The organism is Kitasatospora sp. NPDC058478 (assembly GCF_042720345.1).
Classification (GTDB): domain Bacteria; phylum Actinomycetota; class Actinomycetes; order Streptomycetales; family Streptomycetaceae; genus Kitasatospora.
Map to the genome: position 1 here is coordinate 15,529 of NZ_JBHXML010000031.1, position 25,767 is coordinate 41,295.

Consider the following 25,767-nt stretch of genomic DNA (forward strand, 5'->3'; position numbering starts at 1 on the left):
CGCAGGCGGGGTGGGGTTGACACCTTCGGAACGGTGCGTAGCCGTACGTAGCGGGGCGTGGCCGCGTGTGACCGTGTGTGGCCGTGCGGCGGCGGTGCAGTGGTGAACGCAGTGGCGGTGGGGACAGTCTGCGGAGCCGCCCACGGCCCTGACAACGAACGGCCGGGCAGCCGGCGGAGCGGTCTTGGCCGATCCGGCGCTTGACACGGCGGCGCGGGCGCCTGGCGGGACCAGCGACCCCTGGTCCCGTCCTCGCTTCTCCGCTACGCCCGGCCGAGGAGCTGGGTGCCCGGGGTGGAGTCGGCGCGGGCGGTGAAGAACTCGGTGAAGCCGTGCAGGAACTCCTCCACGGTGATCCGGCCGTCCCCGTCCACGTCCAACTGGCGGAACCCGTGCGACAGTTCGGCCGGATGGACGCGCGGTCCGCCGAACACCGCCCGGTACTCGTCCGCCTCCAGGAAGCCGCTGCCGTCGGTGTCGGCGGCGGTGAACACGGCCCGCAGCGCGGGCAGCAGCCCCTGCTCCAGATAGGCCGGATCCCGGTCGCAGCCCGCGACGGTGGCCGCCACGAACTCCTCCCGGCTCACCTTGCCGTCGCCGTTCGCGTCCATCGCCGCGCGCAGCTGCTCCCACCAGCCGTCGAAGGCCTGGTACACCCGCGCCTCGGCGGCCTCGTCCAACTCCAGCTGCCAGCACACGTTGTGCGCCATCGCCCGCAGGTCGTGGACGGTGAGGAAGCCGTCGCCGGTCTGGTCCAGCACCTCACAGAAGAACCGGTCCACCCGGGACCCGCGCGCGTCCCGGCGCCGGCCCTGACGCGGCGGACGCCACCGGGCCGGAGCACCGCCCTGCTCCGGAGAGCGGTAGCGCACCCGGTCCGGCAGCAGCGGGACGACCGCGCCGACGCCCCGGTGCAGCAGCCAGGACAACAGCGCGGCCCGCCGCGTCCGCACCAGCCCGAACCGCTCCCGCACCGCCGGCGGCAGATCCGCCACCGTCAGCGCCGTGATCGCCCGCGCCACCACCACCCGCAGCACCCGCCACCCGGCGTCCCCGAGGAACCACAGCCGGCGCGGCCGCGGGGCCCCGCGCAGCATGTCCTCCAGCAGGTAGCGGGTCGCCTCGGTGAGCTCCAGCCGCTCGCGCGCCGCCCGGGCGAAGTACGCGGGCAACTCGGCGGCACTGGCGGGGAGTTCACCCTCAGGCAGTCCGAAGGCCGCCACCGATCCGGTGAACTCCTGGTACGCCGCCTCCAGTTGGCCGGCGTCGTACGGATCCCCGCCCAGCCGCCGCATCGCCACCACGCACTCGAACAGCGTCAGCAGCACCCACGCCCGGGTCGCCGCGTCCTCGGCGTCGTACGCCCGCCCGTCCGGCGCCGTCCCGCGGATCCGCTTGTGCGCCCGGTCCAGCCGCGCGACCTCCCGCCGCAGCGCCTCCCCGTCCTGGTAGAACAGCCGCCGCCCGCTCCCCAGCGTGTGCTCCACCCGCCGCCACGGATGCGCCTGGTACGTCGAGTGCTCGGCCATCCCGGCCCCCACCACCGGATCCGCCGCCTGCAACACCAGCAACCGCCACGCGACCAGCGCGACCCGCCACTCGGACAGATCCCGCCGGAACGACACCCCAGGATCAGCCACGGGATCAGCCACGACGCTCACCGGTGATCTCCGGCCCGATCACGAACCCCTTCGCGGGGCCCTCGGGGATCACGGCCTCCTCGCCGTACGGGATCCGGGTCGAGGACGCGTACGCACGACGTTCGGCGTCGGGACGGGAAAGTACGGTCACGGTACCGCCGTGATCGTAGTCATCGATGATCACGTACACCGGAATGTCTGCGGAAGCGTAGGCGCGCGGCTTGAACTCCTGGTCACGGCGTTCGTAGCAGTCGGGCCACACGACCTCGGCGACAAGGGGAATCCCGGACGCCAACAGCCCCATACCCTCCGGGTGTTCGGTCGCCTTCGTGTCGTCCGGCGCCACGGCGAGGTCAGGTTTCATCGCCTTCAAACCGGCGGTCACATACCGGCCTTGCGTCGCCGTGTACCCCGTCCCGCGCAGGTGCTTCGTCAGCGCCTTCCTGAGGCCACCTCCCACCGCTGCATGACGGAGGTCACCGATGACCGAGATGGTGATGCTGTCTTCGTCGATCTCTGCGCGTGCGATCTCCGGGACGGCCATGGCCTTCCAGGCCTTCCACAACCTCTGATCAGGGTCCATAGCGATCTCCCGGTGCGTGAGTGAGCACCTGGACCGTCGCACACGACCGGGGGGCCAGTCGGGTGAACGGCGGGGGTTCACCCGATCGGGGCGTTTCGGGGCCGGGAAACGCGAAACCGCAGGGCGGGCCGGGAGGGGGCCTGCCCTGCGGTGCGGGGTGCTGTGGGGTTCGCGCCCTCCTCCCGAGCGGGCGCGAACCGGGTGGATCAGGAGGAGGAGCGGGCCGGCTTGCGGCGGGAGACGTAGAGGGCCGCCGCACCCAGGCTGAGGGCCAGGCCGGAACCCAGCGCCAGGTACGGGGTGGCCGGGTTGGAACCGGTCTCGGCGAGCTCGGTGGTCGAACCGGTGGTCGCCTTGGCCGTGGCAGCGGTCGTCGACTTGGCCTGGCTGCTCGCCGCGGTCGCCTTGGTGCCGGCGCCGGTGCCGTTGGTGGTGGTCGCGGTGGTGTCCGAGACCGGGGTGACGGCGGCGGGCTGCTGGGCCGGCTGCTCCGCCGGGGCCGGGGCAGGCTGCTCGACCGGCTTCTCGCTCGGCTTGTCGCTCGGCTTGTCGCTCGGCTTGTCCGCGGGCTTGTCGGCCGGCTTCTCGGCGGCGGCCTTGGCGTCGGCGAGGGCCTTGTCCGCAGTGGCCTGGGCGGCGGCCGCGGTCTTGGTGGCCTCCTGCAGCCCGTGGAGCTTGCGCATCGCCGCGACCTTGGCGTCGTCCAGCGCCGTGCCGGCGGCAGTCACGGCGGCCTTGGCGTTGGTGTCCGCGTCGGTGGCGGCGTTGGCCGCGTCGAACGCCGCCAGCATCCGCACCCTGGCCGCTTCCAGTTCCTCCGGCTTCGCGGAGCGGTACGCGGCCGAGGCCTCCACGGCTTCGTTGTAGGTCTTGTCGTGGGCCGCGGCGGCCGTCTTGGCGGCGGCCTGGGCCTCCTGGAGCTTGCCGAGGTAGGGCTGCGGGTTGTTCATGAAGGCCGTGGTCTCGGCCTGCCCGGCGGCCTCGGCGGCGACGGCGGCCTGGTGGGCCTTGGCCGCGCCGGCGGCGGCCTTCTCCAGCTCCGCGATCGAGCCGGTGTCGTTCCGGGTCTGCGCCGTCGAAGCCGACTCCGCGAAGGCGGGCGCCGCGGAGAGCATGGCTGCGGGCGAGATCACGGCAGCGACGAGGGCGGCCGAGACCAGCGTACGGCGGAGTTTCACAATGACCCCTTTCGGGTCGGAAAGAAAGCAAAAGCCGTGTGCCGGGCCGTTATTGACGCCCCGACAGCGTTGATCATAGGCACACGGATTCTTTACGCTCCATGCCGAATTCCGGCAACGAAAACGGCCCGCCATTGCCTGGTCAGCAAGGGAATTGACGTGTCGACAATGCCGTCAGGAAGTCCGGTCACCGTTGGTGGGCAGTTCGACCCGGAACGTGGCGCCGGCGCCGGGGGCGGTGTCCAGGGTGAGGGTGCCGCCGTGCGCGTGGGTGAGCGCGGTGGCGATGGCGAGGCCGAGTCCGGCGCCGCCGCCGCCGTGCCGGCTGCGGGAGGCGTCGACCCGGTAGAAGCGGTCGAAGACCCGCTGGGCCTGGCCGTCGGTGAGCCCCGGCCCGGCGTCGGCGACCTCCAGCAGGCAGACGCCGCCCGCGCCGCCGACCCCGATCCGCACCGGGGTGCCGGGCGGGGTGTGCTTGACCGCGTTGCCGACCAGGTTGGTGACCACCTGCCGCAGCCGGGCCTCGTCGCCGAGGACGGGGGCCGCGCCGGGGGCGCCGGTGCCGGACGGGCCGGTGAGGGAGACGGGCCGGGTCGGGTCGAGGGCGGTGAGGTCGTGCAGCGCGTCCGCGGCGAGGGTGCGCAGGTCCATCGGGGCGAGGTCGAGCGGGCGTTCCTCGTCGAGCCGGGCGAGCACCAGCAGGTCCTCGACCAGGGCGCCCATCCGGACGGCCTCGCTCTCGATCCGGGTCATGGTCCGCTTGACGTCCCCGTCGGTGGGCAGCGCGCCCATCCGGTAGAGCTCGGTGAAGCCGCGGATCCCGGCGAGCGGGGTACGCAGTTCGTGCGAGGCGTCGGCGACGAACCGCCGCATCCGGGCCTCGGATTCGGCGCGGGCGGCGAAGGCGGCCTCGATCTGGGTGAGCATGCCGTTGAGCGCGATGGAGAGCCGCCCGACCTCGGTGCCGGGGGAGAGTTCCGGCATCCGGTGGGAGAGTTCGCCGTCGGCGATCCGGGCGGCGCCGGCCTCGATCCGGCGCAGTGGCCGCAGCCCGGCCCGGACGGCGAAGAAGCCGAGTGCGGCGATCAGCACCAGGACGGCGCCGCCGATCGCGAGGAAGGAGCTGCGCAGCTTGCCGACGGTGGCGTCGATGTCCGCGCGGGAGACGGCCACCATGACGTAGGTCGCGGTGACGGCGGGCGAGGCGTAGTCGCTGGGGCTGGCGGCGGCCGGGGCCCGGGGGGTCTGGATCGGCAGCACGAGCACCCGCCAGTTGTAGTGGCCGCGCTGGTCGGGCAGGTCGAAGGGGACGTCGGGTTCGGTGCGGGTCGGGTCGAGGCCGGCCAGTTGGGGCGCCGGGTCGCTGTCGGAGACGGGCTGGCGCATGACGGCCTGCACCTTGCCGTCCGAGGAGAGGTACTGGACCAGGTACTGGCTGGGCAGGGTGCTGCGCTTGCCGGTGACGGCGGGGCGCCCGGCCTCCGGGGTGCCGACCCGGACCGGGCCCTTGTGGGACAGCGGCAGCCCGTACCGCTGGAGCTGCTCGTCGAGTTGGTCGACCAGCTGCACCCGGACGGTGCCGAGGACGACGGCGTCGCTGACCGCCAGGCCGGTGGTGACCAGCACCAGCGCGAGCACCAGCAGCCGGGCGCGCAGGGACAGCCTTGACAACCGGGACAGCCCGGACAGCCTCGACAGCCGGGAGAGCGGCCGCCGGGGCAGGGGCAGCCGGGAGAGCGGCCGCCGGAACACCGACAGCCGGGTGGAGAGCCGGGCGGACACGGAGCGGACCGGTCAGCCCTGCGGGGGGCGGCGCAGCGCGTAGCCGATGCCGCGCACGGTGTGGATCAGCTTGGGGCCGTGGGCCGGGCCGGAGTCGAGCTTGCGGCGCAGGTAGGAGATGTACGACTCGACGATGGAGAGGTCGCCGCCGAAGTCGTAGGCCCAGACGTGGTCGAGGATCTGCGCCTTGGAGACCACCCGGCCGACGTTGGCCATCAGGTAGTGCAGCAGCTTGAACTCGGTCGGGGAGAGCGCGACGGGGGTGCCGGCCCGGGTGACCTCGTGGGCGACCGGGTCGAGGCTGAGGTCGGCGACGATGAGCCGGCCGTCCTCGGCGGGCCCGCCGGAGCGGCGCAGGATGGCGCGGATCCGGGCGATCAGCTCCTCCAGGCTGAACGGCTTGGTGACGTAGTCGTCGGCGCCCGCGGCGAGGCCCTGGACCTTGTCGCCGACGCCGTCCTTGGCGGTGAGGAAGAGCACCGGGAGGTGGTCGCCGGGGTGGCCGTGCACGGGCCCGGCGATCTGGCCGCGGTTGGTCCGCTCGCGCAGCTTCTCGACGACGGTGAAGCCGTCGAGGTCCGGGAGCATCACGTCGAGGACGACGAGGTCGGGGCGTTCGACGGCTATCAGGTCGAGGGCCTCGGTGCCGCTGGCGGCGGAGGCGACCCGGAAACCGGAGAAGCGCAGCGAGGCGGCGAGCAGTTCGCGGATGTTGGGTTCGTCGTCGACGACGAGGAGGAAGGCCTCGCCAGGGCCGCCGGCCACCGCGGACCCGCCTGGTGTGGTGACTGTGCCTTGCACGGGGCTTTCGCCTCCTGGTCGGACGATGGCGTTCAGCATGAGGCTAGCCCCCGGAGGCTATGCGGCATCGATGAATGTTGGATTAACACCTTATCGGTCGGTTTTTTAAGCACAAGGCCCCCAGCACAGGCTGGGTGGTATGCGCACGGACGGTAACGCCCCGCAAGCACCGACAGCCGAGAACCCGACGGCCGAGAGCCCGACGCCTGCGGCCGGGGAGACCACTCCCCGGCCGCGGAAGGGGCTCCGGTCAGGCGTGCTGACCGGGCCGGTACCCGCCGGCGGGCATCCGGGTGATCACGTTGCCGCGGTTGAAGGCGTTGATGATCGCGATGAGGGCCACCAGGGCCGCGAGCTGCTCCTCGTCGTAGTACTTCGCGGCGTTCGCCCAGGCCTCGTCCGTGACCCCGCCCGCCGCGTCGGCCAGGCGGGTGCCCTGCTCCGCCAGCTCCAGGGCGGCACGCTCGGCGTCCGTGAACACCGTCGCCTCCCGCCAGGCCGCGACCAGGTTGAGGCGGGTCGCCTCCTCCCCGCCGTGCACGGCGTCCTTGAAGTGCATGTCGACGCAGTAGCCGCAGCCGTTGATCTGGCTGGCGCGCAGCTTCACCATCTCCTGCGTCGCGAACGGCAGAGCCGAGTCCACGATCGCCTTGTTGGCCGCGATGAGGTGCTTGAGGACCTTGGACATGGTCTGGCTGGCGAAGGGGTTCAGTCGGGCTTCCATCGTGTGCTCCCTTGTCGTCGTCCGCTGGTGCCCTCTGAGACAGGACACCCCGGCGAGTCGTGACAGGCGTGGATGTGACCTGCATCACCATCTTCGCCGCGCCGTTGGGTAGCCTGCGGATACCCTGCTCGGCCAACCGGGGGAGGAGCTCCATGGCGGAATCGGCAGTTGCGACGGATGCGGCCGGCTACCGACCGCTGCTGTTCTCCATCGCCTACGGGATGACGGGCTCCGTCGGCGACGACGAGGACATCGTCCAGGACGCCCTCCTCGGCCTGACCCGGGCCGACCGGGCCGGGACCACGATCACCAACCTCAAGGCGTACCTGACCACGTCGGTGACCAGGCTGGGCATCAACCACCTGACGTCGGCGAGGGTCCGCCGGGAGACGTACATGGGCGAGTGGCTGCCCGAACCCGTCGTGGTGACCGCCGACCACCCGGGGCCCGCCGAACACACCGAGCTGGCCGACGCGTTGTCGATGGCGTTCCTCGTCCTACTCGAAGCCCTCTCCCCCACCGAGCGGGCGGTGTTCATGCTCCGCGAGGCCTTCGGGTACGGCTACCCGGAAATCGCCGACGCCGTCGGCAAGTCCGAGGCCAACTGCCGCCAGATCCTCACCCGCGCCCGCAAGCGCCTCACCCCCTCCCCCCAGCCCGTCGACACCCGGGCGCGCAAGGCCGAGGCCGACGAACTCGCCCGCAGGTTCTTCGACGCCACCGAAGGCGGCGACCTGGACGCCCTGCTCCAAATCCTCTCCCCCGACATCGCCTTCCACGGCGACGGCGGCGGCAAGGCCCGCGCCCTCGGCAAGACCCTCACCGGCCTACGCCGCGTCGCCCAACTCCTCATAGGCGGCCTCCGCCGCAACCGCAAACTCGGCGTCACACTGACACCCGCCACCGTCAACGGCCGCCCCGGCGCCGCCTTTTATGACACCGAGGGCCGCATCGCCGGCGTGCTGGAACTCGACATCGCCGACGGCGCCATCCGGGCCGTCCACTCGGTGTCCAACCCCGACAAACTCACCCACCTCGGCCCGGTCTCCGACATCGCCCTGGTGAAGCCGAAGTGACCCTCCTCAGAGCTTCCACTGGATCGAAGATCCGTCCGGGCCCGTGTAGCCCACGGACTGCCCTCAGGCCCCGTCTCGACGGTGAACCACTCCCGACGGGGCCGGTTGCGGTCGAGCCAGGTTCGGTGCGCGGTCTCGATGGCCTGCCACAGGTCCCGGGGGCCGCTGACGGCGACGGTCGACGAGCCGTCGGGGTGGTCCTGCACCTGGGCCACGCCACCAACTCCGGCATTTGTCAGATGAATCCGAGGCATGACTCGTACGCTGGGCCGCCGCCTGACCCGTGGCGGGCGAGCACCAACATATATAGGGCAGCGAGGCGCGCTAGAAGACGATTTCCTGTTCCCTCAAGAACTCGTCCCTGATGCTTTCGATCAGGCTGCGCATCTCGTCACCGAACAAGGCCGCGCCCACGAACCCGTCGAACTTTCGGACATAGACCTCAACGTCGCGAGGGTCAGTCACGACCAACTCGGCACGAGGGGGCGGCGGCTTCGGCGCAGGAAGTCGGTTTGGCCGACTTCCTGTGCTGAGGGGACTCGGGCAGTGCCGTGACGTACCGTCAGCGACTGGGCGCGGGGCGCGTCGGGGCACTGTCGGTGGGGCCGGGCGGGGGCAGGTCGCGCAAGTCGGCGTCGAGGCTCCCGGGCGTAGGCAACCTTTTGGGCCGCTCGCGGCATCTAAGTGGTGTCGGGGCTGCGAGAGGGGGAGGGCGCGGTAGGCGGGCAGGTGTGGTCCGTGGTCGTGCCACCGAGGGGGGGCTGAATTGGTTGCGGGTGGCCTAAATTTCTTATTGCGCTTATTTAGTGCGTATGCGACTTGATGTTTTGAAGTCGAATTCCGGTATCTGTTGCACAGCCGTGACAGCCACATGCGAAAAATCGTTCGACCAGCGAGGTGTGCGGGCTAGCATTCCTGGATGGAATCGAATCTCCCTCCGATATGGAATTCCTCCGACAGCGCGGCTCTCCCCCCGCCCCGCAAGGCGCCGCTTCGGCTGGCCCGCTTCGGTGGGATCTTCCTGGCGGCGAGCGTGGTGTCCGGTGTGCTGCTGGCGGGCCTCGCCCTGCCCGCCGCCGGCGGTTTCGGGCTGACTGCCAAGGGCACGGCGGAGGGCTTCGAAGACATCCCCAGCGACTTCAAGACCCCGCCGCTCACCCAGGCGACGCAGATCTTCGACGCCAAGGGCGGCCTGATCGCCAAGGTGTACGAGCGCGACCGTACCGTCCTCGCCCCTGACCAGATGTCGCCGTTCATGCGGCACGCCCAGGTCGACATCGAGGACGCCCGCTTCTACGAGCACGGCGCCGTCGACCTCAAGGGCGTGCTCCGGGCGATCGGCAAGAACGCCGAGAGCGGCACCGCCTCGCAGGGTGCCTCGACGCTGACCCAGCAGTACGTGAAGAACGTCAACGTCGAGAAGGCGGGCGAGGATCAGGCCGCGGTGCTGGAGGCGCAGCGCAAGACCCTGGGTCGCAAGATCCAGGAGCTCAAGGTCGCGATCAAGCTGGAGGAGGACCTGTCGAAGGACCAGATCCTCACCAACTACCTCAACATCACGTACTACGGGAACGGCGCCTACGGCGTGGAGGCCGCCTCCCAGCGCTACTTCAGCAAGAGCAACAAGGACCTGACCATCGCCGAGGCCGCCATGCTGGCCGGGCTGGTGCAGAACCCGTCCCAGTACGACCCGAAGCTGCACCCGGTGGCCGCGCAGAAGCGCCGGGACACGGTCATCGACAAGATGCTGGAGAACAAGCACATCACCGCGGACCAGGCCAAGGAGGCCAAGGCCGCCCCGCTGGGTCTCAACTTCAAGGATCCGCAGAACGGTTGCATCACCGCCACCGCCCAGGGCGGCATGGGCTTCTTCTGCGACTACGTCCGGCACGTGGTCAAGCAGGACCCGGCGTTCGGCCAGAGCGCCGCCGACCGCAAGAAGTTCTGGGACACCGGCGGCCTCAACATCTACACCACGCTGGACCCGGACAAGCAGGCCGCCGCCCAGAACGCGGTGACCGCCAACGTGAAGGTCACGGACAGCGTCTCGGCCGCCGCCACCATGGTCGAACCCGGCACCGGCAAGATCCTCGCCATGGCCCAGACTCGCCCGTACGGCCTGGACGCCAACAAGAACCAGACCGTCGTCAACCTCAACGTCGACGCGGCGATGGGCGGCGGCAACGGCTTCCAGCCCGGTTCCACGTTCAAGCCGGTCGTCGCGGCCGCGGCCCTGGAGGCGGGCCTGCCGGCGACCCAGGAGTACTCGGCCCCGAACAAGCTCGAGTACCCGACGATGAAGACCTGCGAGGGCACCTGGAAGAACCAGGGCCGGCCCAAGACCGTGGTGCCCAACGAGTCCGAGAACGAGAAGGGCCCCTACCAGCTGAAGCAGGCGATGGCCCTCTCGGTCAACACCTACTTCGTGCAGATGGAGCAGGAGATCGGCCTCTGCGCGGTCAAGCAGATGGCCAACAAGCTGGGCGTCACCAGCAAGGCCAGCGGCAAGCCGCTGGAGGAGGTGCCCGCGATGGCCCTGGGAGTGGAGGAGATGAGCCCGCTGACCATGGCCAACATCTACGCGACCTTCGCCGCCCAGGGCAAGCACTGCGCCCCGATCGCCATCAACAAGATCACCACCGTGGACGGCAAGGACGTCCCCGTCCCGGCCGGCCAGTGCGAGAAGGCGTTCTCCGATGACACGGCGCGGGCGATGAACACCGTCCTGAACGGCGTGACCGAGAACAAGGGCACCGGCGCGGCGCTCAACCTCGACGACAACCGCCAGATCGCCGGCAAGACCGGCACCTCGGACCGCAAGCGGGCCGCCTGGTTCAACGGCTACACCCCGCAGCTCGCCACCGCCGTCTGGCTCGGCGGCCCCAACGGCGGCGTCGAAATGCGCAACCTCACCATCAACGGGAAGTACCGCACCGAGGTGTTCGGCGCCGACGGCCCCGGCCCGATCTGGCGCGACGCCATGAACCAGGCCCTGCGCGGCACGCCCAAGCAGTCCCTGCCGATGGCCGACATCCCCGACCCGGCCCCCAAGACCGACCCGAACAACACCGGCACCGGCACGGGCGCCCCGGCCACCAACCAGCCCGACCAGCAGCACTGACAGCAGTTACACCGGCGGCCCCTTGCGAGCAGCAAGGGGCCGCCGGATCGTTTCGCTCAGACGTCGGCGGTGAGGTGGTCGAACTCGCCCGCCTTCGCCCCCTGGAGGAACGAAGCGAACTTGAGGGCGGTGGTGCGGACGATGACCTCGCCCTCGTCGGACTCCCGGAGTTCGATCAGCCCGGCGACCGCACGGACCTCGACACAGTTTTCGCTGGAGCTACTGAAGGACGACTTCTGCCATTGGTCTTGAGACATCTCAGCCTTTCAGGTTCTTGCCCGTGCGATGGATTAGATCTCGCGAATCCTCGCCGCTGAGGGCAGCCTTCTCGATGCGGTTGAAGACTTCACGATAGGACTCAAGCTCACTCGGGGCATCGAAGAAAATCGGGCCCTGCGATGACTCCACCTCGGCCGTATCAAGCTCGGGCACCTCCCCGGAGGTGTAGATGAGGCTCTCGACCGGTCCGGGATAGGTGTGGGCGGTGAAGGGAATGACGCGGATGCTTATGTCATCCCTGAGGGAGTCATCGATCAGGCTGTGAAGCTGCCCTCGCAGCACGTCGGTGCCACCGAAGCGCGTGAGCAAACTGGACTCATGTAGATAGGCTTCGAGCTTCTTCCGAGGGCTCTGAAGGACCCTCGTTCTGCGCTCCGATCGGAACGCGGCATGCAGATCGAGTTCGTCGGCAGGAAGTCGAGGGATCCGTCGACTGAAGATTCCTCGTGTGTAGTCGTCTGTCTGCAGAAGCCCCGGAAGGAACGTCGACGCGCAAACCCTGATCTTCGTTGCCGCGAAGTCCTCGTGCTCGGCGGATTCGAGGAAGACGTCGGGGATGTGGTTGCGGTACTGCTCCCACCAACCCTTGTCTCGCACTGTGATGATGCCGTTGAGGGCGTCGATGAGCGGCTGGTTGTAGCACTCGCAGGCATCGGCGACTGTCCGGAGCCGGTCCACGCTGACGCTGGTCTTCCCGCTCTCCATCTGCGTCACCTGGGCAGGGCTCACTCCGAGCACGCGAGCAAGTTGGCTGCCTCCGAGGCCTGCTTGCTCTCTCATCTTTCGCAGTTCAGCGCCCAGGCGACGCTGACGAAGGGTTGGGTTGTGGCGACCTGGCATGGCGTCCTCTCAACATCCTGTGGGATCAGTGTGCCGCGTCGGCTGCGGCAAGGACCATCCGTCCCCCGGGAGAGGGATCTTCCTCGCAACTACCTAAATTTAAGTTCCGGTGCGCTATCGTCAACCTCAGATCGATCCGATGGATCGTCAGCAATGCCTGCTCGTCGGGCAGTAGGCGCCTGCTGCCCGCGCGCTGAAGGCATCCCCCCTCCCCACACCAGCAGCCTCGCGGAGGTTCCCGTGTGCACCCTCAACACCCCCTCGCTCGCGCTCGCCCGGCAGTCCCTGCGGGACGCCCTGACCCGCTCCGGGTGGGACGCCGAGACCATCTTCTTCGCCGAACTCGCCCTGGCCGAACTGGTCGTCAACGCCTGGCGGCACGGCAAGACCGCCTCCCCCGTCGTCCTCCTCTCCCTCCTCGACGGCACCCTCCGGGTCTCCGTCTCGGACGAGAGCGACGTCTTCCCCGAACGACGCCAGCTCCCCGCCCTGGCCACGACCGGCCGGGGGCTCCAGCTCATCGAAGGGCTCACGCACCGCTGGGGCGTGGACTCCCAGGAGCGCGGCAAAACCGTCTGGTACGAGCTGGACTTCGCCGCGTGAGCGCCGCCCGCGAACCCGTCGCGCCGGACGACCCCCGGATGCGCGACTACACCCAGCCCCAGATCGTCGCCCTGCTCGGCGAGGTGCACCAGCGCAGGCGCTCCTACGGTCTCCTCTGGGGCTCCGCCTTCCCCCACGAGACCACCCTCGACGGCCGCATCCTCGTCGACTTCGGCAACGCCCCCGTGAGCACTCTGCTCAACCTCCTCCACCTCCTCCGCGACGTGGAACGGGACGAGGCGTGGGGGTGATGGACTTCTTCGTCGGAGCCGTTCCCCTCAGAATTCCGCGCCCCGACGACCGCGACGACCGCAACAACCGGCGCTGAACACACGCGAAGGCCCTCACCCCAGGGATTGGGCGAGGGCCTCGCGGCGTCCGGGAGCTACGGGGTCAGCCCCCGGACGGGTTCTTGGGAGCACCTCCACCGCCGAAGCCGCCCGCGCCACCCGCACCGGCCGCCGCGCCCTCGACGAGCTGGCTGGCCGCGTAGCCGCCGTTGGCGTCGGGGGTGCCGACGACGGTCACGCTCTGGCCGGGCTGGAGGTCGGCGACCTTGCCCTCCTTGTTGAGCTGGACCTTCGTCGCGTCGCCGGTGGTGACCTTGACGGTGTTGCCGTTGGCGTCGGTCAGGTAGACGGTGTTGCCGTCGACGGCCTTGACCGTGCCCCGGGTGAACCCGCCCTGGCCGCCCTGCCCAGCGCCCTGGCCGGAACCCTGGGCACCACCCTGCCCACCCCGGCGAGACCCGCTCTGCCCGTACCCCCCGCCACCACCACCCGCCCCGGCCGCCCGCTGCTGCCCGGCGGCGGAAGCCGTCGCGTGCGAGGCACCGCTGTTCGTCCCGTGGTTCTGCTGGTACCAGACCCCGCCCGCGAACGCCCCACTGGCGATGACGCCCCCCGCCAGCACCAGGCTGAGCCAGGGCAGCTTGCGCCGCGGCGGGGCGGCGAGTTCGGCGGTGACGTCGCGGGCGTCCGGCGGGGTGGCGAGCAGGGCGACCTGCTCGGCCGGCGTGCTGCTGCTGACCGTGGCGATCTCGTTGCTCATGGGAGTCCTACTCGTGCCGGAGGGCGTCGATCGGCCGCAGCGAGGCGGCCCGGTTGGCGGGGTAGCTGCCGAAGAACAGCCCGATGGCGACGGCGATGCCGAACGCGCCGATCACGGATTCGGGGATCACCACCGGTTTGATGCCGACGATGCTGAAGTGCGAGCCGGCGATCCCGGCGGCCACCCCGAGCCCGGCGCCGAGCACCGAGAGCAGGGTCGACTCGGTCAGGAACTGCCCGAGGATCACCGCGCGCGGGGCGCCGAGCGCCTTGCGGATGCCGATCTCCCTGGTCCGCTCGGTGACCGTCACCAGCATGATGTTGGTGATCCCGATCCCGCCGACGAGCAGCGAGATCGCCGCCACCGCGCCGAGCAGCACGGTGAAGGTCTTCGTGGTGCTCTCCCTCGCCGTGAGCAGCGAGGACTGGCTGGTGATCCGGAAGTCGGCCTTGGTCGGGTCGGCGATGGCGTGGGTGCCGAGCAGCACCCGGGTGATCTCGGCCTGGGCCGCGGTCGTGCTGTCGGCCGAACCGGCCTGCACCAGGATCTGGTTGACCGATCCGAAGCCGGTGAAGGCGTTCTGCACGGTCGGCAGCGGGGCGATCACCACGTCGTCCGGGTCGGTGAAGCCGCTGCCGCCCTTGGCCTGGAGCACGCCGACCACGGTGAACGGGGTGCCGCCGAGGACGATCTTCTTGCCGACCGGGTCCACGGTGTCGAACAGCTGCTTGGCCGTCGTGGCGCCGAGCACCGCGACCTTGCGCGAGCCGAGCACGTCGTCGTCGGTGAAGTACTCGCCGTGCGCGACCTTCTGGTTGGCGGTCTCGAAGTACGCCGGGTAGGTGCCGACGATCGAGCCGGGGCTGTACGAGATGTCCCCGTACAGCGCCGTCCCGCTGGTGGTGACCACCGGGGCGACCGACTTGATCGCGGTCGAGTCGGTGTCGGCGGCCAGCGCCTTGGCGTCGGCGACCGTCAGCTTCTTCACCGAGGAGGTGGCACGGGAGCCGCCGCTGGCCGAACCGGAGCTGACCGTGAGCGAGTTGGTGCCGAGCGAGGTGATCGACTCCTTCACCGCGACCGACGAGCCGTTGCCGACGGCCAGCAGCAGGATCACCGAGGCGACGCCGATCAGCACCCCGAGCATGGTGAGCGCCGAGCGCACCTTGTTGGCGGCCAGGCCGCCGACCGCGAAGCGGAGCATCTGCCAGAGGATCACGCCGACACCCCCAGCTCGCGCAGCAGCGGCGGCGGCCCGTCCACCGGGGCCTGCCGGACGTCGCTGACGATCCGGCCGTCGACCAGCCGGAGCACCCGCTTGGCGTGCCGCGCGACTTCGTCCTCGTGGGTGATCAGGACGACGGTGCGGCCGGTGGCGTTGAGCGCGTCGACGAGGTCGAGGACCTCCTCGGTGGAGCGGCTGTCCAGGTTGCCGGTGGGCTCGTCGGCGAGCAGCATCGCGGGCGCGGTGACCAGTGCCCGGGCGACCGCGACGCGCTGCTGCTGGCCGCCGGAGAGCTGGTTGGGCCGGTGCCCGGCGCGCTCGGCGAGGCCGACCAGGGAGAGCGCGGCCAGGGCCCGGCGGCGCCGTTCCGAGGCCCGGACGCCCGCGTAGGCGAGCGGCAGCTCGACCTGGGCGAGCGCGGTGGTGCGCGGGATCAGGTTGAAGGACTGGAAGACGAAGCCGATCTTGCGGTTGCGGACCAGCGCGAGCTGCCCCTCGTCGAGGTGGCCGACGTCGATGCCGTCCAGCAGGTAGCGGCCGGCGGTCGGGACGTCCAGGCAGCCGAGGATGTTCATCATGGTGGACTTGCCGGAGCCGGAGCTGCCCATCACCGCGACGAAGTCGCCCTGGTGGATGTTCAGGCTGACGCCGAGCGGGCCGCCGGTGTCCGGGTTCTCCGGGCCGTGCAGCGCGTGCACGACGGCGTCGCCGTGCCCGTACGCCTTGGTGATCCGGCGCAGCTGGATGACGGGCGGGGGCGCCGCCGGGACGCGCTTGTCGATGACGTGACGCATGCTCAGCCCTTACCGCCCCGGCCGGCCCCGCCGCCGCCGTTGCCGCCACCGCCGACGCCCGCCAGGCCGGCAGCGCCGCCCTGACCGCCACGGCCCTGGCCGCCGCCGACCCCCGGGAAGGAGGCGTTCGGGAAGCCGTTGCCGCCGCTGGTGGTGGGGAGTTCGACCTTGTCGCCCTCCTTCAGCCCGGAGACCACCTGCACCGTGCTGTCGCCCTCGACGCCGACCCCGACGCTGACCCGCTCGCTGGAGCCGTCCGGGTGCACCACGGTCGCGGTGCGGCTGGTGCCGGTGCCGGAGAGCGCGGAGGTGGGCAGCGACAGCGCGCTGTCCGCCTCGCCGGTGATCACCTGGACGGTGGCGCTGAGGCCGGTGCGCAGCGCGCTGGTGTCGCCGCTGAGCTGGAGCGTGGCGGCGTACTGGACGGCCGTCGAGCCGGCGCTGCCGCCGCCGCTGCTGGGCAGCGAACTGACGGACAGGACACTGGCGTTGAGCTTGGTGTCGGACTGCGCGTTCAGGGTGACGGTGGCCGCCTCGCCCTTCTTGAGCTTGAGCGAGTCCAGCTCGGAGAAGTTGGCGGTGACCTGCATCCCGGTCGGGTTGGTCAGCACGATGAAGCCGCTCGGCGCGCCGCCCGAAGCGGTGCTGCCGGTGGACGACTTGCCGGTCGACCCGGACGACCCGGCCGACCCGGAGGAGCCGGACGAGCCGGACGAGCCGCCGGAGCTCGCGCCCACGGTGTCGCCGACCTTCGCCGAGACGGACGCGACCGTCCCGTCCACCGAGGCGGTCAGGGTGGTGCCGGTCAGCGCCGCCTGGGCGTTGGCGAGGGTGGTCTGCGCGGTGGCGACCTGCTGCTGGGCCTGGGCGACGGCCGCGTCGTCGACCTTGGTGGTGGTGATGGTGGTGGTCTGCGGAGCGGGCGTGCTGTTCGCGCCCGCTCCGCGGTCCCCACCACCGCCGCCGTTGCCGCCGGCGCCGGAGGTCGCACCCGGCAGCGGCTGGGTGGTCGTGGTGGTGACACCGGCCTGCGCCTTGGTGAGGTTGGCGTTGGCCGTGGTGAGGGACGCCTGAGCGGCGTCCACCTGCTGCTGGGCGGCCGTGGTGTCGACGGTGGCGAGCAGCTGGCCCTTCTTGACGGCGTCCCCCACCGCGACCTTGACCGAGGTGAGCCGGCCGCCGGTCGCGAAGTCCTGGGCCGCGTCGGTCGGTGAGACCAGGGTGCCGGTTCCGGACACGGTGGCCAGGACCGTTCCCTTGGCCACGGTCGCCGTACGGATCTGGGTCTTGCCGGCGGCGGCACTGGTGCCGCTGTTCACTGTGGCGTACACCAGGGCGGCACCGCCCAGGAGCGCCACGCCGAGCGCGGAGTTGACGAGGACGACGCCTCGCCGTCGCGGGAGCACCTTCATGCCGGACAGCTTTCCTGGGCGCTCTTGCGGAGCCCTGGGCGCGGGCTGGGAGAAGACTGACCGTGCGGATCCGGGCATTCCGGTCACACCGCCCGGTTCGCGCGGGCGCCTTGGCCGTGCCGTGGGCCTTCGTTGGCCGAACTCCCAGCGGGCTCCCAGCGAGTTCCGGTGAGTTCCGGTGATCTCCAGCCATCCGGCAGCGCCCCGGGTCCCGACGCCGACCGGCCCAGGCCCCCGGGAACGCCGTAGGGGCGCACCGCGAACGGCGCGCCCCTACGGATGAAGACCCTACGGAGAGGAGAGGGATCAGAGCGTCTTGCGGAACGCCTCGGCCACCGAGAGGAAGATCGAGTTGCCCTCGGTCTCGCCGATCGAGATCCGGACGCCCTCCGGGAACGGCCGGACGATCACCCCGGCCTCGGCGCACGCGACGGCGAACTCCTGCGAGCGCTCGCCGAGGCCCAGCCAGACGAAGTTGGCCTGCGAGTCCGGGATCTCCCAGCCCTGGGCGCGCAGCGCGGCCACCACCCGGGTGCGCTCCTCGACCAGCGCGTCCACCCGCTCCAGCAGCGCCTGCTCGGCGCGCACCGAGGCGACGGCGGCGTTCTGGGCGAGCTGGCTGACGCCGAACGGGACGGCGGTCTTGCGCAGCGCGTTGGCCACCGGCTCGTGCGCGATCGCGAAGCCGACCCGCATGCCCGCGAGGCCGTACGCCTTGGAGAAGGTGCGCAGCACGCAGACGTTGGGGCGGTCCCGGTAGAGGTCGATGCCGTTGGGCACCTCGGGGTCGCGGATGAACTCGATGTACGCCTCGTCGACGACCACCAGGACGTCGGACGGGACGGCGTCCAGGAAGCGCTCCAGCTCGGCGCGGTGGATCACGTTGCCGGTGGGGTTGTTGGGGTTGCAGACGAACACCAGCCGGGTCTTCGGGGTGATCGCGGCGAGCATCGCGTCCAGGTCGTGGTCGCCGGCCTCGGTGATCGGCACCGGGACGGGGGTCGCGCCGGCGACCTGGGTGATGATCGGGTACGCCTCGAAGGAGCGCCAGGCGAAGACCACCTCGTCGCCGGGGCCCGCCGTGGCGAGGATCAGCGACTGGGCGACGCCGACCGAGCCGGTGCCGGTGGCGATGTGCTCGACGGGCACGCCGAAGCGCTCGGCCAGCACCTCGCTGAGCTCGCCGACGGCCATGTCGGGGTAGCGGTTGAGCGAGCCGGCCGCCGCGACCGCCGCCTCCAGCACGCCGGGCAGCGGGTCGTACGGGTTCTCGTTGGAGGACAGCTTGTACGCGTCGGCGCCGGCCGGCTTGCCGGGCTTGTAGGTGGGGATGCCGTCCAGGGTCGGCCGCAGCCGCGGGCCCTGCGCTGACGTACTCGTCACGGTCCTACTCCTTCTCGATGCTGTCCGCGCGCGTTCGGCACGCGTTCGGCGCGTGTTCGGCGCGTGTTCTCCGGTGCGGTCGCCCCCGCCACCTGTGGGATCGCCACCGTGCCCGGGATCTCGGAACGCGTCCGGGGCACCCCGGTCGGGTGCCTTGAACGATACCGACCGCGCTCACCCGTAGGGGTGAGATGCCCGGTCGGGTGACAGGCGCAGATCAGCCATTCTGCCGGGTTCCTTTGGCACATGTCAGAGGTAAGACGGCTGGTTTCGTGCGGGTATCGAAGGAGCGCACCCCGGCTCACTCTTGGAGAAACGTATCTCCAAGGGCTCCCGATGCGCCGGTCACAGACCCTTGTCAGGAGCCATACGATCGGTCCGCCATGACAGCAGCAGCCAACCAGAGCGGTCGGCGTCCCACCACCTCACGGCGTCTGGAGCGGGCCGGCATCCGGGATGTGGCAGCAGCCGCCGGAGTGTCGATCACCACCGTCTCCGACGCGCTGAACGGAAAGGGCCGCCTGCCCGACGAGACCCGCAGCCGGGTGCGCGAGGTCGCCGAACGCCTCGGCTACCGGCCCTCCGCGGCCGCCCGCACCCTGCGCACCGGACGGTCCGGCCTGATCGGGCTGACCGTCACGACCTACGGCGAAGAACCGTTCACCTTCACGGAGTTCGCGTACTTCGCCGAGATGGCCCGGGCCGCCACCAGCGCCGCCCTCGGCCGCGGCTACGCGCTGGTGGTGCTGCCCGCCTCCTCCCGCCACGACGTCTGGGGCAACATCGCCCTGGACGGCACCGTGGTGATCGACCCGCCCGACCAGGACCCCCTGGTCAGCGAGCTGTACCGGTCCGGCGTCCCGGTCGTCAGCGACGGCAAGCCCGGCAACTGCCCGGTCACCGCCTGGGTCGACAACGACCACGAGGCCGCCGTGCTCGGCATCCTCGACCACCTCTCCGAGGCCGGCGCCCGCCGCATCGGCCTGCTCACCGGCACCAGCACCGACACCTACACCCGGCTCTCCACCGAGGCCTACCTCGGCTGGTGCGCCAAGGTCGGCCAGGAGCCGGTCTACGAGGCCTACCCCGCGCACGACCCGGCCGCCGGCGCCGTCGCCGCCGACCGGCTGCTCGCCCGCCCCGACCGGCCCGACGCCGTCTACGGCCTGTTCGACCCCAACGGCACCGACCTGCTCGCCGCCGCCCGCCGCTACGGCCTGCGGGTCCCCGACGACCTGCTGCTGGTCTGCTGCAGCGAGAGCGACGTCTACGCCACCACCGAACCGCCGATCACCACGCTCTCCCTCAAGCCCCGCCGGATCGGCACCACCGTGGTCAACCTGCTCATCGACGCCATCGAGGGCGTCGACTCCGGGACGGGCGTCGACATCGCCCGGCTCTTCCCGCCGCGCTTCCGCACCGCCGGCACCGGCCCGCCACCGGGCACCCTGATGCCGACCGAGCTGATCGTCCGCGCGTCCTCCCAGCGCCGGAGCCCGCGCACCACCGTCAGCCCTCCCCGACCCCCGGGCGAGGTCTAGACCATACCGAGCCGGGACAAAACGGACCTTGCGGGACGGCCCGGCTGACGCTCCGGAGGATTGGATACCCACCAGGTGACGACGCCGGGAGAGTGGTCTTCCTATGATGGGCGAATGACACCCGAGGACCGCTTCCCCGGGCCTGAACACCCCGACTCAGGCCCCCGCCACCAGCCGGACCTCGACGTGCTGCCGTACGGCACCTACTACGAACCGGAGCCCGCCACCGGCTACCCCGGCACGCCGTACGAAGCGGAGACCTACAGCGGCTACGGCGGAGCCCGCTACCTGGAGCAGCACTGGCCCGCCGACGGGCAGGACCACACCGTGCACGCCCCGGAGAACGCCCCGGTCTTCCACCAGGACCACCCCGGTTCCCACCAGGACCACCCCGGCTACGAGCCGACCCTGCCCGACCAGCAGTCCCCAGGCCACCAGGCCCCCGCCCACCAGGCCCCCGGCCGCGACGACCCGCCGACCATCGAACTCGGCCCGCCGCTGCCCGACCCCTCCGCACCCAGCTACCCGTACCCCGCCCCCGGCCCCGGCGAGCCCCCCGGCCCGCTCTACGTCGTCGGCGACGTGCACGGCTACCTGGAGGAACTGCGCGCCGAGCTGCGCCACCAGGGCCTGATCGACGCCGAAGGCCACTGGTCCGCCGGCCGCTCCCGGATCTGGTTCCTCGGCGACTTCACCGACCGCGGCCCCGACGGCATCGGCGTCATCGACCTCGTGATGCAGCTCGCCGCCGAAGCCGCCGCCGCCGGCGGCTACTGCCGCGCCCTGATGGGCAATCACGAACTGCTCTTCCTCGGCGCCGCCCGGTACGGCGACGAACCCGTCCAGTCCACCGCCGGCACCGCCTCCTTCCTCGCCGCCTGGCGGCTCAACGGCGGCCAGCAGCACGACCTGGACCGCCTGGAGGGCCACCACATCAGCTGGCTCTCCCGGCTGCCCGCCATCGCGCTGGAGGACGGCCACCTGCTGCTGCACTCCGACACCACCGCGTACCTGGAGTACGGCGAGTCCATCCCCGACGTCAACGACGCCGTCCACAGCCTGCTCGCCGACGAGGGCGTCGACGAGTGGTGGGACTGCTTCCGCCGCTTCACCAAGCGCTTCGCCTTCCGCGGCGACGCCGGCCCGACGGCCGTCCACGAACTCCTCGACACCTACGGCGGCACCCGCATCGTGCACGGGCACAGCCCCATCCCGTACCTCACCGGCGCGGTGCACGCCGACGACGGCCAGCCGCCGCACATCCCCGGCCCCTACGTCTACGCCGACGACCTCGCGGTGGCCATGGACGGCGGTGTCACCATGGAAGGGCGCCTGCTCGTCGCCCGACTCCCCGTCAACTGAGGCCCGCGAACCGGGGCCGGTCGAACGGGCGTTCCCGGCGCCCGGGCCACCGCACGCGCGCGGGCCGGGGCGCGAAATTCCGGAAACCGACTGTCAGCACGGCCGCGCCCGCCCCTACCATGAGGCACACCACACCCGGCCGCCCGTCCGGCGGCCCGCCTCCGCGCCCGTTTCGGCGCCCCTGAGGGCCCCGCGGCCCCTGGGGCGGAGCGAACCGGGGTCCGCATGAACGGGGTCCCCATGACCAACCCCCCGCCGCTGCTCGCCGAGGACCGCCCTGAATACGAGCGCCTCCTCGCCGAAGCCCTGCGCGACCGCACCGTCCTCACCGCCCTACGCGCACCCGGCGCGCTCACCACCGACCAGCTGCGCATCCGCGCCCTGCGCGACGCCGACGCCATCGCCGCCGCGGCCGCCACCGAGTACGCGCACTACACCCGGCTGCGCGAGACCCTGCGCACCACACCCCCGCCGCCCCCGGGCGCCGAACCCATCGCCCCCGGACTGCTCACCCAACTGCGCTCCGCCAACGGCGGCGCCGGGCTCTTCCCCGTCCTCACCGTGCTCACCCCGGTCCTCGCCTGGACCGCCGCCCTCGTCCTGCTGCTCATCGGCTACCTGCTGCGCGCCGCCAACCCCGACCTCACCCTCGCCCGCAGCCTCGTCACCGCCGGCTGGGTCGCCCTCGCCGCCGGAGTCGCCGCGATGGCCATCGGCATCATCGGACTCGTCCTCACCGCCATACGCGACGGCGGCGCCGCCGCCCCGGCCGGCACCGACCCCGAACTCGCCGCCGAACTCGCCGACGCCCGCCGCGAATGGCGCACCGCGCTGCGCGACCACGGCCTGCTCCCCTACCTGCACACCCACCTGCCCGCCGTCCCCGCCGGCGCCCCCGACTTCACCAGCCCGGGGTACACCTCACCCGACTTCTCCAGCCCGGGCCCCGTCCCCACCGCCGACTACACCTCACCCGACTTCACCAGCCCCGGCACCGTCCCCACCCCGGCCCCCGACTTCACCGCCCCCGGCTACACCAGCCCCGCCTTCACCAGCCCCGACGACGTCACCTGAACACCGGACACCGGCGGCCGTCCGCCCAGCAGCCGCTCGCCCAGCGCCCGCTGGCCGCGCGCGAGCCACCCCACCGGCCAGCGCAGCAGCACGTACAGGCAGAGCCCCCAGCCGGCCGCATGCACCGCCCACACCCCGGCCATGGTCGGGCCGCCCCAGGCCTGGTGGTAGTCCGTGTCCAGGTACCAGACCGGGTACCCGAAGTTCCGCACCGAGTTGAAGAGCGAGTACCCCACCAGCAGGAACGCCGCCGCGTCCAACGGCAACCCGAGCGCCGCCCGCCCCAGCACCCGGCCACCGGTCCAGCCCCGGCCCCCGGACACCCACGCCTGCCACCGCGCGGCCCGACCGGGCCGGCCGGCGAGCACCAGCGCCGCCCCCACCACCCCGGCCGGCAACGCCAGGAAGGCCCGGGCGGCGGTGCTGGTCTGACGGCGGATCGCGGACATCTTCGGGCTCCTCACCCTCGTTCGGCTGTTGGCCTCACCCTCCCGTGACACCGACCGGGCGGTCGTCACACCACGGGGCCGGATCAACCGTCATACCCCGGTACGACGTCCGGTGGTGCGCCGCTGCTCCCCCGCACGGGGGAGCCGGTTCCCCCCGGGTGCAGACCGTCGTCTTCCGGCTCGGTTCACCGGGTGCCGGTGGGCAACAGCCGTCAGGAGGTCAGCAGTTCGGCCGCCGGGGTGTGGTTCCCGGTCGCGGACGCCCCCGCCATCGCCGTGGAGGCCTTCTCCGGGTCGGTACGGGGCGGCACCACCAGGAGGAGGAAGTGGTCCTGGAAGCCGCGGGTGACGCTGATGGTCGCGTGGCTGCTGGTGAGCCAGTTGACCCTGATCAGGAGGCCGTTCACCACGACGGACCGGGGCACGCCGTCCCAGGCCGAGGTGTCGAGGCCCACCCGGATGATGCGCCCCAGGTGGGCGCCGAGCGCGGTGACCAAGTCCGGCAGTTCGGCCAGCACCCGGTTCGAACGCGGCCACCAGGCGCCGTCGAAGACCCCGCCCCGCGACATCGTCGGCTCCAGCACCAGACGTGGCAGCAGCGGGACACCGGGCACGGACCACGGCCCGGGGGTGGCGGGAACAGGGAGGGGGATCGGCAGCATCAGAAGCCGCCCGTCCGGTCCGCAGGGACCTGTCATGACCTAGGGCGACACCAGCGCCGGTACCGGTATACGGAATGTCCTCGGTTGTCTCCCAACGGTACTCCGCGGCACCCTCCGACGGGCCTCCCGTCACGGGAGTACGCTCGAAGACATCCAGGGCATTCCGCATCCCGGTACCCGTTCCGGCTTCGTTCTGGGTGAAGGGTCGTCCGGGCCGTTCCGGCCGGGCACCCGGGGACGGGAAGCGGTGACCACCGTGACCACTCACGCCCCGCAGGCGGCACGCACCGGTCACGGCCTCACGGTCGCCGACGCGATGGAGCCCTGCGAGTACCAGATAGCCGACGACAGCACCGTCGACCAGGCCAACGACATCCTGCGCGGCGCCCACGTCGAGTACCTGCTCGTCCGCGGCCACGACGGCCGGTGCGAGGGGCTGGTCACCCGCACCGGGCTCCACCCCTTCCTGGAGCACCCCCGGACCACCGAGCGGACCTCGATCAGCACCACCGCGCACCAGCGCGGCCCGTTCGCCTGGCCGGGCCTGGGCCTGGCCCTGGCCGCGATCGCGATGCGGGTCAAGCGCATGGCGGTCTGGCCCGTCGTCGACGACGACGGCTACATCCTCGGCATCCTCACCGCCGACCGCGCCACCGGCCTCCTCGAACCCGCCCCCGCCCTCGCCTGACCCGCACCGCCCCGCCGGGCACCGCTGAGGCGCGCTGCTCCGGCTAGGGGCCGGTCGAGGCGAAGACCTCGATGTCGCACTTCGCCGCGCCGCTGCGCCTGATCCTCGCGTCACTGGTGATCAGCGGTACGCCGAGGGCCTCCGCCAGGGCGACGTACTGGGCGTCGTAGGCGCTGAGGTTGGCATGCAGCTTCTTCACCCTGTCCCAGAACGCCAGCGTCTCCCGCTTGGCAATGGGAAGCATCCGGTAGGCGGCGACCGCTCGTTCCACTTCCCGCTCGGTCAGCTTGCCGCCCCGCTGCATGCCGAGGAGGGCCGACTGGATCTCGTAGTCCAGGAGGGTGGGGGCGTAGACGTCCCCCGCCGTGGCCACCCGGCCCCGGACGAGTTCCCCGTCCGGGCCGTGCGCCGTGAGGACCAGGACCAGGGCGGAACAGTCGATGACGATCAACGCCCGGCTCGCCCCTCGTCGATGGCCGCGACGACGTCGGCGGCACTGACACGGGCGGTGGTCTCGCGGTCCAACCGCGCCATCATCTCCGCCATCGTGGGCCTGGACGCCTCCCTGGCGATCAGGTCCTGCATGAACGCCTGCAGCGACTTGCCGGCCTGGGCGGCGCGGACCTTCAGGGTCTGGATCTGGTCGTCCGGGACGTCCCGGATGGTGAGCGCTGTCATATCTGCATTCTAGCGCCGATGCCTGCACAATGCAGACAGTCAAGCCCGCGCGGTTCGCGCGGCGAGCCCTCCCCCGCACCCGGGGGAGGGCTCGCCGTGCACGGCAGCCTCAGTCGGCCAGTGGCAGCCCGACTAGGGGCAGATCAACTCGATGGTCGGGAAGTACGTGCGGTAGCGCGTGGCATCACGGGTCAACAACCGGTAGCCGCGCACCGCCGCATGCGCACCGATGTAGAAGTCCGGCAACGGTGCGGTCTTCTGCCCGCCGCGCTTGCGGTACAGCAGAAATGCCTTGCCGGCCAGGAACCCCGCCTCGTAGGGGAGCGGCTCCCGCCCGAAGTCCTCGGCCGGAAGGACGGCGTCAAGGTCCTCGATCGCGGCGTATGCCACCGAGACCTCCGCGTAGACGATCGGGTTGATCACCACTTCGCCCTCGTCCTGGGCCTTGGACAGCGCGGCCTCCGACCAATCGGCCCAGGTCTCGTCGTCCGTCATCAGATCCAGCAGCACGCAGGAGTCCACCAGCGTCACCGGCCGCGCCCGGCCCGGTTCGACCAGCCTCAACCGGCTACTCGCCACGCAACAGCTCCATGATCTCGTCAGTGGACATGCCGCCCGCGGCGCTTCCCCTCATCCGGCGGGCCGCCCGCTGCCCCCTGGTGCCGTGGCCTGCCCGACGCACTATCCGCAGGACGCCGTCCTCCTCGATGACGTCCACCTCATCCCCGGGACGCAGGCCGCACTTCTCGCGAAGATCCGCAGGGATCGTGACCTGCCCCTTGCTGTTGAGCCGCATCTCCCGCCTCCGAAGTAGCACGTATT

The 25,767-nt window shown here is 71.4% G+C and carries 27 protein-coding genes; 8 read left to right on the top strand and 19 right to left on the bottom strand.

What is annotated here, in order from left to right; genetic code table 11:
- Positions 1–263: 263 nt before the first annotated feature.
- The 6 genes from ACFWPT_RS18750 to ACFWPT_RS18775 all read right to left on the bottom strand — a co-directional run bounded on the left by ACFWPT_RS18750 (position 264) and on the right by ACFWPT_RS18775 (position 6,708).
- Positions 264–1,640: an oxygenase MpaB family protein gene (locus tag ACFWPT_RS18750; protein ID WP_380482862.1), complete on the bottom strand. Its 1,377-nt coding sequence runs from the start codon at positions 1,638–1,640 to the stop codon at positions 264–266.
- Positions 1,641–1,644: 4 nt separating this feature from the next.
- The gene (locus ACFWPT_RS18755; protein ID WP_380482864.1) at positions 1,645–2,223 is read right to left on the bottom strand and encodes a Uma2 family endonuclease; all 579 of its coding nucleotides are present in this window, start codon (positions 2,221–2,223) and stop codon (positions 1,645–1,647) included.
- A gap of 206 nt (positions 2,224–2,429) precedes the next feature.
- Positions 2,430–3,401, bottom strand: a complete 972-nt coding sequence (locus ACFWPT_RS18760; protein WP_380482866.1) for an LAETG motif-containing sortase-dependent surface protein — start codon at positions 3,399–3,401, stop codon at positions 2,430–2,432.
- 174 nt (positions 3,402–3,575) lie between these two features.
- The gene (locus tag ACFWPT_RS18765; RefSeq protein ID WP_380371395.1) at positions 3,576–5,183 is read right to left on the bottom strand and encodes a sensor histidine kinase; all 1,608 of its coding nucleotides are present in this window, start codon (positions 5,181–5,183) and stop codon (positions 3,576–3,578) included.
- A gap of 12 nt (positions 5,184–5,195) precedes the next feature.
- The gene (locus ACFWPT_RS18770) at positions 5,196–5,984 is read right to left on the bottom strand and encodes a response regulator transcription factor (RefSeq protein WP_244293403.1); all 789 of its coding nucleotides are present in this window, start codon (positions 5,982–5,984) and stop codon (positions 5,196–5,198) included.
- A 250-nt stretch (positions 5,985–6,234) separates the two neighbouring features.
- The gene (locus tag ACFWPT_RS18775; protein WP_063348403.1) at positions 6,235–6,708 is read right to left on the bottom strand and encodes a carboxymuconolactone decarboxylase family protein; all 474 of its coding nucleotides are present in this window, start codon (positions 6,706–6,708) and stop codon (positions 6,235–6,237) included.
- Between the two features lie 152 nt (positions 6,709–6,860).
- Between ACFWPT_RS18775 and sigJ the strand changes: the two genes are divergently transcribed.
- Both sigJ and ACFWPT_RS18785 read left to right on the top strand, forming a co-directional pair.
- Positions 6,861–7,784 (top strand): RNA polymerase sigma factor SigJ, encoded by a 924-nt coding sequence (gene sigJ / locus ACFWPT_RS18780; RefSeq protein ID WP_380482868.1) that lies wholly within the window; start codon positions 6,861–6,863, stop codon positions 7,782–7,784.
- A gap of 919 nt (positions 7,785–8,703) precedes the next feature.
- Complete coding sequence (locus ACFWPT_RS18785) at positions 8,704–10,905, top strand: transglycosylase domain-containing protein (protein ID WP_380482870.1); 2,202 nt, start codon at positions 8,704–8,706, stop codon at positions 10,903–10,905.
- Positions 10,906–10,961: 56 nt separating this feature from the next.
- On the opposite strand, the gene ACFWPT_RS18790 is transcribed toward ACFWPT_RS18785, so the two are convergent.
- Together ACFWPT_RS18790 and ACFWPT_RS18795 are read right to left on the bottom strand one after the other, a co-directional pair.
- Positions 10,962–11,162, bottom strand: coding sequence for a DUF397 domain-containing protein (locus ACFWPT_RS18790; RefSeq protein ID WP_380482872.1), 201 nt, complete (start codon positions 11,160–11,162; stop codon positions 10,962–10,964).
- Between the two features lies 1 nt (position 11,163).
- A complete protein-coding gene (locus ACFWPT_RS18795) occupies positions 11,164–12,024 on the bottom strand; it encodes a Scr1 family TA system antitoxin-like transcriptional regulator (RefSeq protein WP_380482874.1) in 861 nt (286 codons plus the stop codon).
- 240 nt (positions 12,025–12,264) lie between these two features.
- Here ACFWPT_RS18795 and ACFWPT_RS18800 point away from each other — a divergent pair, with 240 nt between their 5' ends.
- A complete protein-coding gene (locus ACFWPT_RS18800) occupies positions 12,265–12,627 on the top strand; it encodes an ATP-binding protein (protein WP_371517817.1) in 363 nt (120 codons plus the stop codon).
- Positions 12,624–12,878 carry a hypothetical protein gene (locus ACFWPT_RS18805; RefSeq protein WP_380482876.1) on the top strand — a complete coding sequence of 85 codons (255 nt, stop codon included), beginning with the start codon at positions 12,624–12,626 and terminating at the stop codon, positions 12,876–12,878. Before ACFWPT_RS18800 ends, ACFWPT_RS18805 begins: the two co-directional genes overlap by 4 nt.
- A 142-nt stretch (positions 12,879–13,020) precedes the next feature.
- Here ACFWPT_RS18805 and ACFWPT_RS18810 read toward each other — a convergent pair whose 3' ends face one another.
- The 5 genes from ACFWPT_RS18810 to hisC all read right to left on the bottom strand — a co-directional run bounded on the left by ACFWPT_RS18810 (position 13,021) and on the right by hisC (position 18,491).
- Entirely contained in the window at positions 13,021–13,677 is a 657-nt protein-coding gene (locus ACFWPT_RS18810; RefSeq protein WP_380482878.1) for a hypothetical protein, read from the bottom strand.
- Positions 13,678–13,684: 7 nt separating this feature from the next.
- Positions 13,685–14,896 carry an ABC transporter permease gene (locus ACFWPT_RS18815; protein ID WP_063348411.1) on the bottom strand — a complete coding sequence of 404 codons (1,212 nt, stop codon included), beginning with the start codon at positions 14,894–14,896 and terminating at the stop codon, positions 13,685–13,687.
- Positions 14,893–15,696: an ABC transporter ATP-binding protein gene (locus tag ACFWPT_RS18820; protein WP_380482881.1), complete on the bottom strand. Its 804-nt coding sequence runs from the start codon at positions 15,694–15,696 to the stop codon at positions 14,893–14,895. The genes ACFWPT_RS18815 and ACFWPT_RS18820 overlap by 4 nt, the downstream gene beginning before the upstream one ends.
- Positions 15,697–15,698: 2 nt before the next feature.
- The gene (locus ACFWPT_RS18825; protein WP_380482883.1) at positions 15,699–17,108 is read right to left on the bottom strand and encodes an efflux RND transporter periplasmic adaptor subunit; all 1,410 of its coding nucleotides are present in this window, start codon (positions 17,106–17,108) and stop codon (positions 15,699–15,701) included.
- 306 nt (positions 17,109–17,414) lie between these two features.
- Positions 17,415–18,491 carry a histidinol-phosphate transaminase gene (hisC, locus tag ACFWPT_RS18830; protein ID WP_063348414.1) on the bottom strand — a complete coding sequence of 359 codons (1,077 nt, stop codon included), beginning with the start codon at positions 18,489–18,491 and terminating at the stop codon, positions 17,415–17,417.
- Positions 18,492–18,874: 383 nt separating this feature from the next.
- On the opposite strand from hisC, the gene ACFWPT_RS18835 reads away from it, so the two are divergent.
- The 3 genes from ACFWPT_RS18835 (at position 18,875) to ACFWPT_RS18845 (ending at position 22,468) form a co-directional block, all read left to right on the top strand.
- Positions 18,875–20,032, top strand: coding sequence for a LacI family DNA-binding transcriptional regulator (locus ACFWPT_RS18835; RefSeq protein ID WP_051838156.1), 1,158 nt, complete (start codon positions 18,875–18,877; stop codon positions 20,030–20,032).
- A 114-nt stretch (positions 20,033–20,146) separates the two neighbouring features.
- Positions 20,147–21,394: a metallophosphoesterase gene (locus tag ACFWPT_RS18840; RefSeq protein ID WP_159398468.1), complete on the top strand. Its 1,248-nt coding sequence runs from the start codon at positions 20,147–20,149 to the stop codon at positions 21,392–21,394.
- A gap of 240 nt (positions 21,395–21,634) precedes the next feature.
- Positions 21,635–22,468: a hypothetical protein gene (locus tag ACFWPT_RS18845; protein ID WP_380371370.1), complete on the top strand. Its 834-nt coding sequence runs from the start codon at positions 21,635–21,637 to the stop codon at positions 22,466–22,468.
- On the opposite strand, the gene ACFWPT_RS18850 is transcribed toward ACFWPT_RS18845, so the two are convergent.
- Complete coding sequence (locus ACFWPT_RS18850) at positions 22,426–22,917, bottom strand: hypothetical protein (protein ID WP_063348417.1); 492 nt, start codon at positions 22,915–22,917, stop codon at positions 22,426–22,428. The genes ACFWPT_RS18845 and ACFWPT_RS18850 overlap by 43 nt on opposite strands.
- Positions 22,918–23,129: 212 nt before the next feature.
- Positions 23,130–23,579, bottom strand: a complete 450-nt coding sequence (locus ACFWPT_RS18855; RefSeq protein WP_063348418.1) for a DUF5994 family protein — start codon at positions 23,577–23,579, stop codon at positions 23,130–23,132.
- A 256-nt stretch (positions 23,580–23,835) separates the two neighbouring features.
- Here ACFWPT_RS18855 and ACFWPT_RS18860 point away from each other — a divergent pair, with 256 nt between their 5' ends.
- Complete coding sequence (locus ACFWPT_RS18860) at positions 23,836–24,267, top strand: CBS domain-containing protein (RefSeq protein ID WP_380482886.1); 432 nt, start codon at positions 23,836–23,838, stop codon at positions 24,265–24,267.
- A 43-nt stretch (positions 24,268–24,310) separates the two neighbouring features.
- Here ACFWPT_RS18860 and ACFWPT_RS18865 read toward each other — a convergent pair whose 3' ends face one another.
- The 4 genes from ACFWPT_RS18865 to ACFWPT_RS18880 form a co-directional block, all read right to left on the bottom strand.
- Positions 24,311–24,718 (bottom strand): type II toxin-antitoxin system VapC family toxin, encoded by a 408-nt coding sequence (locus ACFWPT_RS18865; protein WP_380482888.1) that lies wholly within the window; start codon positions 24,716–24,718, stop codon positions 24,311–24,313.
- Positions 24,715–24,945 carry a hypothetical protein gene (locus ACFWPT_RS18870; protein WP_043915407.1) on the bottom strand — a complete coding sequence of 77 codons (231 nt, stop codon included), beginning with the start codon at positions 24,943–24,945 and terminating at the stop codon, positions 24,715–24,717. The genes ACFWPT_RS18865 and ACFWPT_RS18870 overlap by 4 nt, the downstream gene beginning before the upstream one ends.
- 132 nt (positions 24,946–25,077) lie before the next feature.
- A complete protein-coding gene (locus ACFWPT_RS18875; RefSeq protein WP_380482890.1) occupies positions 25,078–25,524 on the bottom strand; it encodes a type II toxin-antitoxin system VapC family toxin in 447 nt (148 codons plus the stop codon).
- Positions 25,514–25,741, bottom strand: coding sequence for an AbrB/MazE/SpoVT family DNA-binding domain-containing protein (locus ACFWPT_RS18880; protein ID WP_380482892.1), 228 nt, complete (start codon positions 25,739–25,741; stop codon positions 25,514–25,516). Before ACFWPT_RS18880 ends, ACFWPT_RS18875 begins: the two co-directional genes overlap by 11 nt.
- Positions 25,742–25,767: the final 26 nt, after the last annotated feature.